This window comes from Lentibacillus sp. L22, from assembly GCF_040812445.1.
Lineage (GTDB): Bacteria > Bacillota > Bacilli > Bacillales > Amphibacillaceae > Lentibacillus_C > Lentibacillus_C daqui.
Genome location: NZ_JBFNXI010000042.1, coordinates 18,071 through 30,065 on the forward strand (window position 1 = coordinate 18,071; position 11,995 = coordinate 30,065).

Sequence of the window (11,995 nt, forward strand, 5' to 3'; positions counted from 1 at the left end):
GAATAGTTGAATGTATCAGATTTTCTAGTTCAAATTAAAAGTGTATACCCTTCGTTAACAAAGCGTGAAAAAAAAGTGGCTGCATATATTTCCGAGAATTACAATAAAATTGTTTTCACTTCTTTGAATGAGTTTGCAAAAGAATGTGGGGTAGGGGAAGCAACTGTATTTCGGTTTTTTAAAAAGTTGGGATTTACTGGTTATCATGCGTTTAAAGTTGATATGGCCGAACAGTTGCGTCATCCGGAAAGAGACGATGTTCAATTAGAAACAGATCACACGTATCAAAATATTATTCAAATGCTGGATGATACGAAGCGTTTAACAAGTGTTGAAAAGTTAAAGCAGGTGGCTCAAACCATCGTAAACAGCCAGTCAATATATTTATTTGGAATTGGTTTTTCCGGTCTTGCCGCCCAAGGTGCCCAAATTAGGTTTATGCGATTGGGTTATAAGACTTTCGTGTTTTCCGATCCACACGCCCAATTAGTATCTTCTCACCTCATGACCGCAGACGATATGGCAATTGCGTTCAGTATTACCGGGGATACCATACAAACAATTGATTGGCTGCATACTGCTAAACAAAGCGGTGCAACAACCTTGGCAATCACGAATCATGCACGTTCCGATATTACAAAAATAGCTGATATGAACATTTATACAGCGGGGAAAGAGGTTGCCCAAGAAGGCAGTACTTTAGTAACGGAGATGTCACAGTTGTATGTTATTGAACAAATTTGTCACTATTTATATGAAATGGATTATGAACGAATTAATAAAGTAAAACAAAAAATAGCGGAATCTATTGATTAGTACGAGAAGATACAAAGGGACGGGGGAAACACACATGGGTACTTTTTATTCGGATCATGCCAATATTAGAAAGGTAGCGTATTTCATAACGACAAGCCCTGCCAAGAAAGAATGCGAAGATGCGCTTATGATTAATGATTCCCTTGGTATATATGGTGTATTGGATGGTGCAACCCCGATAGACGATTTTAAAGATGAAAATGGCCATAACGGGGCGTATTTAGCCGCCAACTTATTTAAGAACCACATTGAATCGTTAAAAGGGGTGACTCTTTTGCCTCATGAAATATTACAAGCCAATCAGTTATTAAACAGGACAATGGAGAGCTATGGTATCAATCAAAGCGAAAAAGATAAACTATGGTGTACATGCGTGTCGGCGGTGCAAATCAAAGAAGGCAATTTACTATATGCCAGTCTTGGCGACACAATGATCCTTACCTGTGATACGAATGGGAACGTCAATGTACTGACTGTTGATACTGTGAAAAACATTAGTGCTCGGGCACAGTTGAAAAGACATATGGATCGTTATCATGATACTGATATTCCGAAAGAAGATTATTTTAAAGACAAGCGAAACAGGATTTCCTACCATCGATATATGGCCAATAAGCCAAATGGTTACTCTGTTGCAAATGGAATGAAGGAAGTGAAAAATTATATTCAATATGGCATGTTGGATATAAGGAATTTAAAACATGTGCTGATCATGTCAGATGGTTTGTTTGACCCTAAAGGAGACCTGCGTCATGTGTACTGGGAAATTGCGGCGCACGGTCTGGAGGCATATGTTAGCAAACTGTCTGCCGACGAACGGGATAAGAAGATTTATTCTGATGATAAAGCTGCTGTTTTACTATCTTTTTGAGGGAGATCGGCTTCTTTAATATTTGGTACAACGTTTTCGGGATACACAGATGAAACAAGGTATCGCGAACGTCCTGATTTCGATTTAGTAAAGGCATTGGTAACCGAATTGAATACACCTATTATTGCTAAGGGTAATGTAGATACACCTGAACAAGCCAAAAGGTTATTGGGACGAACTTGGCGAAGTTTTTGTAGTGGTTGGGGGAGCAATTACAAGGCCACAATTGTTCAAAAAAAATTTGTGGAAGGCATGGGATAAAAAATGGATAAAATGTTTGGTGTTGATATCGGAGGGACAAAATGTGCTATTTCCCTCATACAAGAAGATGGAGTCATCTTAAAAAAGGAGATTATCCCTACCTTTTCTAATGAAAAAGGAGAAATTATTCTTAATAGAATTATAGACATTATACAAGAAATGGATGATTCAATTCAGCAATGTGTTGGCGTTGGAATTGGTTCTGCCGGTCAAATAAATGAAGATGGACGTGTTATTTCATCTACGGACACGTTTCAAAACTGGCAAGGTTTAAATATTCAAATGTATATGGAAAAGAAATTGTCCATCCCTGTAAAGGTTGTGAATGATGTACAAGCTATGGCTTTGGGAGAGGTAATGTTTGGAGCAGCAATCGGATCAAAAAACATGATTTGTCTTGCGCTTGGTACGGGGGTAGGAGGTGGTATTGTCATCGATGGTCGACTCTACCGAGGCCATCGTGGGGCTGCGGGGGAATTTGGACACCTTACACTCGTTCCGGATGGGCTTCCTTGCACTTGTGGAAGAAACGGATGTGTCGAGGCTTATTTATCGGGAAAGGCAATCGAGCGTGCCTATATGAAGGAGTCGGGAGTAGAATTAAAGGGATCTGAAGTGTTTTCTTTTGCTAAGCAAGGAGATCCTAAAGCGGAAAAAGTGGTAGATCGTTATATTTATTATCTGATCGTAACTATAAAATCGTTAATAACCATTTTTAATCCAGAAAAGGTGATTATTGAGGTGGTGTTGCTTATTCATTGTCGGAACTTTCCTCTAATATTACCAATGAACTGAAAGAAGAGGTAATGCCAATCAATCAAGGAGTCGAAGTTAAAATCTCAGAACTTGGGTCTGATGCAATGATTCTGGGGGCGGCCAGTCAGTTTATAAAATCAAAGTGAAGGTGGGAGGTTAATACACAAATACTTAAAGGTATATTTTTAGCTCAGACATTTGCCTTTTCAAAAAACTCCCCCTGCAGAAAACTCTGCAAGAAATATTCTGTTAGGTGACATTATAATGCGAAATTACTTTATGGAGGGTGTGCTAACTATGGGGAAGGTTTTAACTTTTAATCCTCGCAGTATAGGTGAAATCCCGACCATACAAACTCTTCCTACGCATATGTTGTTGGTTAAAGCCAATCCCTTAATTTCCAAAAATATAACATAACCATTAGTGACTTTACACATCAGTATTCAAACTAAAGGAGAATTTCATATGTTTGAAAATTATAATATGAATGAACTCAATGTATCCTCAACCGCTTATATTAATTGGCTGGAACAAATTATCGATTCTATTAATGATGGTATATTAGTTATAGATTCGAAGGGAATTGTACGGGTGATAAATGATGAATATACCAATATAACTGGGGTAAAGAAGGGAACGATCATTGGTAAAAAGCTGGTCGATGTCAGAAAAGGTGCTATTTTACCTAGTGTATTAAACGATGGTAAAAAAAGAACCGGAATTTATCGGCAAGAAGGGAATAGTAGATATGTTGTAGACATGGCACCGATCGATAGCGGGGAGCGGATGATAGGGGCAGTTTCCGTCCTTAAAAGTGTTACAGAAGTTGGTAAGCTCACCAAGGAACTGGCTAAAAGCAGAGAGGCATTAGGTAAACTAGAAAACACTGTTGGGGATATTTATAAAACCAGATATACGTTTGACGATATTATTGGAAAAAATGCTGGGTTGGAAAAAACTGTAGCTATTGCCAAGAAGGCTTCACACAGTAATTTGAATATACTTATCTGTGGCGAGAGTGGTACAGGTAAAGAACTGTTTGCTCATGCTATACATTATGAAGGCAAGCGTTCAGGCTATCCTTTTGTTCCGGTTAATTGTGCTGCAATTCCATCTTCATTGCTTGAGGCTGAACTATTTGGGTATGAGGAGGGTACCTTTACAAATTCCAAAAAGGGTGGGAAAATTGGATTGTTTGAACTTGCAAATAATGGAACTCTTTTTTTAGACGAGATAGGAGATATGCCTGTTGATCTGCAACCAAAACTACTTCGAGTATTACAGGATGGCCGAATTCGAAAAGTTGGAGGTTTAAGGGAACAGGAAATAAATATTCAAGTTATTGCGGCTACGAATAAGGATCTTGAAAATATGACCCGGAAACAACGATTTAGAGCAGATTTATATTATCGAATAAATGGAATTCAAGTGGTTATTCCGCCATTACGAGATCGGAAAGACGATATTCATGTGTTAATCGATCACTTACTTCATCATACACATGAATTAAAGGAGATGAATGTAACTAACGATGCGATTTCTGCATTAATCCAGTACGATTGGCCAGGTAATACACGAGAATTTTTTAATGTATTTCAATACGCTATGAATATGACAGATAACGCTACTATTGAAATGGATCATTTTCCTGAGTTTCTTACAAGAAAGACTTCCTTACCAAATACATACCAAGAAAAAAGTCTGAAGGAAGTTCTAAAAAGAACAGAACAAGAAATTATTCAACAAACATTAAAAACGTATGGTTACACACTTGAAGGTAAGAAAAAGGCCGCCAAAAAGCTAGGGATTTCGTTAGCGACGTTATATAATAAATTATCAGAATGAATTCTATTTATTTGGAATAAATTCTAGAACATCATAATAATGATAGCGTTTTCAGTGGGTCGATATGAGAAGTGATATAAAATGATGATGTTCTAATATTCTAGAACTAATTTTTCCCTAAGCCCGATTTATAGGCTTTTTCTTTTTGGCATAATTTTTGCATTTTTATACAAACAACATGTTTTTAAGGAGGAGTGCTATGTTAGCTTTATTTGGATTTCTTACAATTTTGATATTTTTAGTACTAATTTTAACCAAGTGAATGTCTGTAATTATATCTCTGATTTTAATCCCAATTGTGTTTGCTTTAATAGGAGGATTTGCTTCTGATTTGGGGCCCATCATGTTGGAGGGGATTCAGGGGGTTGCGCCCACCGGAATTATGTTATCCTTCGCGATTCTTTACTTCGGTATCATGAGTCAAGCAGGATTATTTGATCCGATTATTTCCCGGACTTTACGGCTGGTTAAAGGTGATCCAACTAAAATTGCCATAGGGACTGCAGTTGTAGCAATGTTATCACACTTAGATGGTTCTGGTGCTTCGACCTTTTTAATTACGATTCCCGCATTCCTGCCATTATACGATAAACTTGGAATGAAACGAATTGTGTTAGCAGGAATTGTTGCCTTGGGGGCTGGGGTTATGAATTTGCTTCCATGGGGTGGGCCAACTGCCAGGGCGGCCAGTGCGTTAAAAATCGATGTTAGTACAGTATTTAATCCAGTTATCCCGGCAATGATTGTGGGAATAATTTGGGTACTGATTGTGGCCTACTTACTAGGCAAGAACGAACGTAAGAGGATAGGGATTAAACAGATTACCTATGATTATCAAGAGGAATTGTCCAAGGAGGAAATATCCTTAAAGCGTCCAAAACTATTTTGGTATAACCTCATATTAACCATTATTGTCATTATAGCTTTGGTGCGAGAATGGCTTCCATTGCCTATTGTTTTTATGGTTGCCTTTGCTATCGCTCTTTTAATGAATTATCCAAATCCAAAGTCTCAGCAAGAACGAATTGCTTCCTTAGCACCAAATGTTATAACAGTTGCTATGATTATTTTTGCTGCTGGGATCTTTACAGGGATATTATCAGGGACGGGAATGATCGATGCTATGGCAGAAGCAATGATTTCAATGATCCCACAAAGTCTGGGAGGATCGATGGCTGTCATTATTGGGATTCTAAGTATGCCCCTAAGTTTATTGTTCACACCAGACTCCTTCTATTTTGGGGTGTTGCCAGTGATTAGCCAAACAGCCTCGGCATATGGGATTGAAGGAGCAGAAATGGCTCGTGCAGCAATTTTGGGTCAAATGACAACTGGTTTTCCAATTAGTCCTTTGACGGGTTCCACATTTTTGCTGGTAGGATTAGCCGGAGTGGATTTAGGCGATCATCAGCGTTTTATTTTTAAATGGGCTTTTGGAACATCGGTTATTATGACAATCATCGCAGTTATTACGGGAGTTATCCCTTTATAAACTTCAAAAAAACATGGGAGGAATAAATTGATGCTAAGAATAGGAACTGGAGCAGGGTTTTCGGGTGATCGTCTTGAACCTGCCGAAATATTATTAAAGCATGCTGATTTAGATTACTTAGTATTAGAATGCCTTGCGGAAAGAACAATTGCACTTGCCCAACAGCGAAAATCTCACGATGCTAATGATGGATATGATCCTTTACTAGAGAAAAGGATTCGCAGGCTATTACCATTATTGCTGAAAAAAGGTGTACGACTAATTACAAATATGGGAGCTGCTAACCCTATTGCCGGTGCAGAGAAAATAACTGAAATAGCAGATGAGCTAAATCTTCCTTGTAAAGTAGCTGCTGTAACCGGGGATGATGTAGTGGATAAAATTGATAAAAATGCAACAGATTGGGAAAACAACCGAAAATTATCATCTTATGAGCCGATTATCTCAGCTAACGCTTATTTAGGGATTGATGCAATATTGCCCGCTCTTGAAACAGAATCAAATATTATTATAACAGGCAGGATTGCTGATCCATCTCTTTTTTTGGCTCCCCAAGTTTATCATTTTAAGTGGTCAAAAACGGACTATCAAAGGTTAGGTCAAGGGACAGTCAATGGTCATTTATTAGAATGTGCTGGTCAAATCAGCGGGGGATATTTTGCAGATGGATATAAAAAGAAAGTGGAGAATCTAGCTCATATTGGCTTTCCGTATGCTGAAATAGATTCAGATGGTCGGTCCATTATAAAAAAAGTAGAGGGGACAGGTGGTTTAATTGATCTACGGACGGTAAAGGAACAATTACTGTATGAAGTTCACAATCCAGCTGAATATATAACACCAGATGTGATAGCTGATTTTAGCTCTGTACAACTGAAGGAAATAGGGAAAAACCAAGTTGAAGTACGGAATGGATGTGGAAAAAAAAGACCAGATTTACTTAAAGTATCCCTGGGCTACCATGCAGGTTTTTTGGGAGAGGGGGAGATTTCGTACGCGGGGTCTGATGCGGTAGAACGCGCCAAAATTGCCGGTAAAATATTAAAAGAAAGATTGTCGGAACAAATACCTGACTTGCGTATTGATTTTATTGGTTTATCCTCGGTACACAGAGCACAATTTAAAGAGAAGAGTAGACCTTATGAAATTAGGGTTCGTGCGGCAGGGTATCATTACTTAAGAGATATGGCAGAATTAATTGGAGAAGAGGTAGAATCTTTATACCTAAATGGTCCATCAGGCGGTGGAGGTGCTCGAAAAAAGGTTACTGAACAAATAGGGGTAGTTTCCACCTTTGTTCCTAGAGACCAAATAGAAACAATGGTGAATATAAAGGAGAGGAAATGGAAGAAATGAAATTATTAGATATTGCCCACAGCAGGGCAGGGGATAAAGGAGATAAGCTAAGTCTTTCACTCATTCCTTATAACGAGGAGGATTATGAATGGTTATGTGAAAATATCACAGCGGAAAAAGTTAAGTCCCATATGAAGGATATTATACTAGGAAAAGTTACTCGGTATGAGGCACCCAATATAAAGGCATTGAATTTTGTCTGCCATAATAGTTTAATGGGTGGGGTAACGACATCACTAGCAATGGATACGCATGGGAAGAGTTTGAGTAGTGCGCTTTTGGAAATGGAAATTGACAGAATAGATCTGTAAGAAAAAACGCTGATTTTGAAATTTTCTATCCAATGAAGGCTATCCTAACGGGTAGTCTTTTTCTGTTTTTTAAAAGGTGTGCGGTGTTAGGTGAACCACATAGAAGCGGTTCATAAGGATTTATTTCGTATATAGCTGTATATGAATATAACATAGTACTCTTTGTATCCATTTTATAGCATCAAAATTGGAAGAACAATCAAAGACTGCAACTTCTTTTTTATTGAAGGCGTGAATTGCGGTTTAATGCTTGCATCAATCTGTATGTCCTAAAATATTTAATTATAGACAAAAACTTGTTGAAAGCTGTTTCATTTTCTTGTATAATAACCCTAAATCGATTTACTAAACCGTTTTAGTAATGAGAAAGAGGAATATAAAATGAAAAAAGCAAGTATTGCAGATGTAGCTAAAGCAGCAAATGTATCTAAGAGTACTGTTTCTCAATATTTAAATAAACGCTTCAATTATATGGGGGAAAACACGAAAAATCGAATTAAAGCGGCAATAGAAGAGTTGAATTACCAACCAAATTATATAGCCCGTAGTTTGAAGCAAAAGAAAACATCTACTATAGGTGTGATTGTTGCGAATATACTGCATACCTTTTCGACCCAAATTATTCGATCCATCGAGGATTATTGCCAATCGAATCAATTTCATGTCATCGTGTGCAATGCGGATGATGACCCGGAAAAAGAAAAAAATTATATTGACATGCTAAGGGCGAAACAAGTTGATGGTCTCATTATATTTCCTACCGGGGAAAATCTTAATTTATATCAAGAGTTAATAAATGAAAATTACCCGCTTGTTTTCATGGACCGTCTTAGTCCGAATGGGGAAGGTTGTTCCGTCTTGTTGGATAACGAAAAGGCAAGTTCTCTCGCTGTTCAGCATTTAATTGATGAGGGGATACATGAGATTGGAATGGTAACAACCTCATATAACCAGCACCTGACACCTCGGTTTGAACGGGTGGAAGGGTATCGAAAGGTTATGGCGGAAAATGGTTTAATCGTTCAGGATGATTGGATCATTCATACAGAAATAAGCGAAATGAAGGCCGCGATTAAACATTTGTTGCAATCATCTCATCCTCCTAAAGGGATCCTTGCAGGTAATGACTTGACGTTGATGGAGATACTTAAATTTTTTAAGGAAGAGAACGTAAAAATTCCAGATGATATTGCTCTTGTTGGTATTGACGAAGTTCCGTTTGCTTTAGCATTCCATCCAACAATTACAACAGTTGCGCAACCTACATTTGAAATGGGAACGAAAGCTGCAAGTTTGTTACTTCAAAAAATTAACAAAACTGATGCGGAATTGGAACAGTCGGTGTATCGATTTGAGCCAAAATTACTTATTCGAGAGTCGAGTAGTGGACACATACAGGAAAAGAGGGGGATTTGATGCTGAAGGATGTGGTAACTATCGGGGATGCCATGATAACTTTTGACCCGATTACCAAGGGGCCATTGAGGTATGTACATTCCTTTGAACGAAAAATTGGTGGGGCAGAACTTAATTTTGCTATTGGATGTGCCAGATTAGGGATACAAACTGGATTCATTAGCCGGATTGGCAACGATGGGTTTGGTCAATATATTTTTAATTTTATTCGTGGAGAAGGAATCGATATCTCACAGGTTAAACTAATAGATGGGTATCCCACTTCGATCAATTTCAAGGAGATTTTAGAGGACGGATCTGGTAGGACATTTTATTATCGGGATCGTTCCCCAACAGAAGCGCTGACAAAAGACAGTATCGATGAAGATTATCTTAAAAATACGAAGATCCTTCATATAACAGGTGTATTTGCAGCGATCGATCCGAAAAACATGTCTATTTTAGAACATACCGTACAACTTGCTAAAAAACATGGCGTAAAGGTCTCACTCGATCCAAATATTCGCTTGAAATTATGGAGTATCGATGAGGCAAGAGCGAACTTGTTAAAACTATTACCATATGTCGATTTTGTCTTTTCTGGGGAAGAAGAAGCAAGATGGCTATTTGGTGATAAATCAATCGAACAATATATCACTATTTTTAAAGAGTATGGTCCAGACCACATTGTGATTAAGCGTGGGGAAAAGGGGGCAACCGGCTATGCTAATGGAGAATTACGAAACGTTACTGCCAAACAACCAAAAAAAGTAGTGGACACTGTAGGTGCAGGCGATGGATTTAATGCTGGTTATATTTATTCCTATTTGCACGGATATAGTTTAGAACAATCATTGGAATTTGCGAATACGATCGGTTCGATGGTTGTAACTGTTGCAGGAGATAATGAAGGTCTTCCATATTTGGATGATGTTCTGATGCACATGGGGAAAAGAAATTATATTGAAAGATGATAGAAATACATTTTCATTTTAAGAGGTGAAAGACGTGTCTTATATTCAGCAATTAGAGGAAAGCAAAATTATTGCAATTATGCGTGGAGTAGATCCCGATGATGTATTTGCAATTGCTAAAGCACTAAAAAAAGGTGGAGTCAAGGTATTTGAGGTAACACTTGATTCTCCAAACGCTTTGGATGTTATTAAACAATTATCCGAAAAGGCAGAAGATGATATGTTGATCGGGGCAGGGACGGTGCTTGACCCTGAATCAGCGAGAATGGCGATCCATTCCGGAGCAAAGTTCATCATCTCGCCTACGATGAACATAAATACGATTGAAATGACCAAGCGATATGGCGCCTTAAGTATTCCTGGGTGTCTAACCCCAACTGAAATCCTAACCGCATATGAACATGGTGCGGATATCGTAAAGGTGTTTCCAGCGGGTACCATGGGTCCACGGTATTTTAAAGATGTGTCAGGGCCTTTATCACAAATACCGTTAATGGCTACAGGAGGCATCAATGAGGAGAATATGCTAGATTTTCTGGACACAGGAATCATTGCTATCGGGTTAGGAAGTTCTTTGGTCCCTAAGAAGATTTTAAATGCTGCAGATTTGGAACAGTTAACTGATAAAGCATCGCAGCTAGTACAACTTACCAAATAAACACTAAAAAGCGAAGGGCATTTATGTTAAAAGCACGGTAGAATTTAAAGGATTATTCATCTTGTTGGGTAAACATGTGCAGGAATTTTCTGGGTGTTTTGGCAGGTATGGAACCAAAAGAAACAGTGCAATTCACTACTGCAGCTTTCGTATTTAAACCTTTTATCAAAGGGGATATATTGCGACTTACAACGATATCCAGATCACAACTTTTGTTAGGGGTGTTGTCCGCTAAATTTACCTTATTTTAATATTTTTATTGATGAAAAAAACAGATATTGCATAATAAAAAATGAAAACGCATTATAATAATCCTTTGATTGTAAATGACAAAAGTGGCTTCTAAATAATTAATAAAATGGATCCCTGTTGTATTAAGAAATACTCCCATTTTAAATGTAAAGGATGGAGATATTAATGAATAAAGAAAAGGCATCAAAGATATATCAACCGAGAAAGATAAATATTTTTCGTGCAATTGGATTTGGACTGCCTGATGTAATGGGAGGTGGCGCATTCACGATTATTGGTGCCTGGCTTTTATTCTTTTGGACTACATATGCTGGTCTAACTGCGGTGGAAGCGGCTTCAATACTCGGTATTGCCCGTGTTGTTGATGCTTTTATAAGTTTATTCATGGGAAGTATCAGTGATAATTTTTATCGAACCGCTATTGGTAAGAAGTTTGGACGTAGACATTTTTTTCTTTTAATAGGTTCTCCGCTTATGCTTGTTTTCATTTTAATGTGGATCACAGGTATGGGGTATTGGTACTATTTGATTAGTTATTTATTGTTCGAAATAGTCGCAGGAATGGTTTTGATTCCTTGGGAAACGCTACCGACAGAAATGACTGAAGATTATACAAAGAGAACGTTATTTTCAACAACCAGAATGTTCATATCCTCTTCAGGTGTTTTTTTAGCAACGTTTGTTCCGGGACAACTATTCAAATTTTTTGGTGAGAATAGTGCAGCACCTTTTTTATACAATGCGATATTTTTTGCGGTTATTTATGTGATTTGTGTTTTTATTGCTTACAAGAGTACATGGGAACGCCAAATTACTCCAGAGATTGAAGCTAATCTGCGAAAAACTGCTTCTTCTGGACTTTGGGAAACTTTAAAGAAGCAATGCAAGGATTATTTCTCTACTTTACGGTTAAAGTCATTTCGTAAACATCTCATTATTTATTTACTCAACTTTCGCAGCCCAAACTAGGCAGGTATACCTTGATATAGTTAGGTAATCCCGCAAACC

Annotated in this window: 11 protein-coding genes and 1 pseudogene; all 12 read left to right on the top strand. The window is 37.8% G+C overall.

Annotation, left to right across the window (positions count from 1 at the left end; all coding sequences use genetic code 11):
• Positions 1 to 6 precede the first annotated feature (6 nt).
• The 12 genes and pseudogenes from ABRT01_RS14725 (at position 7) to ABRT01_RS14780 (ending at position 11,956) form a co-directional block, all read left to right on the top strand.
• Positions 7 to 816: a MurR/RpiR family transcriptional regulator gene (locus ABRT01_RS14725; RefSeq protein ID WP_367748186.1), complete on the top strand. Its 810-nt coding sequence runs from the start codon at positions 7 to 9 to the stop codon at positions 814 to 816.
• Between the two features lie 34 nt (positions 817 to 850).
• Positions 851 to 1,687, top strand: coding sequence for a protein phosphatase 2C domain-containing protein (locus ABRT01_RS14730; RefSeq protein WP_269410273.1), 837 nt, complete (start codon positions 851 to 853; stop codon positions 1,685 to 1,687).
• 18 nt (positions 1,688 to 1,705) lie between these two features.
• Positions 1,706 to 1,948, top strand: a complete 243-nt coding sequence (locus tag ABRT01_RS14735) for a beta/alpha barrel domain-containing protein (protein ID WP_269412615.1) — start codon at positions 1,706 to 1,708, stop codon at positions 1,946 to 1,948.
• Positions 1,949 to 1,951: 3 nt separating this feature from the next.
• Positions 1,952 to 2,743, top strand: a complete 792-nt coding sequence (locus ABRT01_RS14740; protein ID WP_269410272.1) for an ROK family protein — start codon at positions 1,952 to 1,954, stop codon at positions 2,741 to 2,743.
• Between the two features lie 426 nt (positions 2,744 to 3,169).
• Positions 3,170 to 4,549 (top strand): sigma-54 interaction domain-containing protein, encoded by a 1,380-nt coding sequence (locus ABRT01_RS14745; RefSeq protein WP_367748190.1) that lies wholly within the window; start codon positions 3,170 to 3,172, stop codon positions 4,547 to 4,549.
• 199 nt (positions 4,550 to 4,748) lie between these two features.
• Positions 4,749 to 6,041, top strand: a pseudogene (locus tag ABRT01_RS14750) (CitMHS family transporter).
• 30 nt (positions 6,042 to 6,071) lie between these two features.
• Positions 6,072 to 7,397, top strand: coding sequence for an acyclic terpene utilization AtuA family protein (locus ABRT01_RS14755; protein WP_269412614.1), 1,326 nt, complete (start codon positions 6,072 to 6,074; stop codon positions 7,395 to 7,397).
• Positions 7,385 to 7,708: an AtuA-related protein gene (locus ABRT01_RS14760; RefSeq protein ID WP_269410269.1), complete on the top strand. Its 324-nt coding sequence runs from the start codon at positions 7,385 to 7,387 to the stop codon at positions 7,706 to 7,708. The genes ABRT01_RS14755 and ABRT01_RS14760 overlap by 13 nt, the downstream gene beginning before the upstream one ends.
• Positions 7,709 to 8,089: 381 nt before the next feature.
• Positions 8,090 to 9,124 carry a LacI family DNA-binding transcriptional regulator gene (locus ABRT01_RS14765; RefSeq protein ID WP_269410268.1) on the top strand — a complete coding sequence of 345 codons (1,035 nt, stop codon included), beginning with the start codon at positions 8,090 to 8,092 and terminating at the stop codon, positions 9,122 to 9,124.
• Positions 9,124 to 10,077 carry a sugar kinase gene (locus ABRT01_RS14770; RefSeq protein ID WP_269410267.1) on the top strand — a complete coding sequence of 318 codons (954 nt, stop codon included), beginning with the start codon at positions 9,124 to 9,126 and terminating at the stop codon, positions 10,075 to 10,077. Before ABRT01_RS14765 ends, ABRT01_RS14770 begins: the two co-directional genes overlap by 1 nt.
• A 34-nt stretch (positions 10,078 to 10,111) precedes the next feature.
• The gene (locus tag ABRT01_RS14775) at positions 10,112 to 10,735 is read left to right on the top strand and encodes a bifunctional 4-hydroxy-2-oxoglutarate aldolase/2-dehydro-3-deoxy-phosphogluconate aldolase (RefSeq protein WP_269410266.1); all 624 of its coding nucleotides are present in this window, start codon (positions 10,112 to 10,114) and stop codon (positions 10,733 to 10,735) included.
• Positions 10,736 to 11,152: 417 nt separating this feature from the next.
• A complete protein-coding gene (locus ABRT01_RS14780; protein WP_367748196.1) occupies positions 11,153 to 11,956 on the top strand; it encodes an MFS transporter in 804 nt (267 codons plus the stop codon).
• The last annotated feature ends 39 nt before the right edge of the window (positions 11,957 to 11,995 follow it).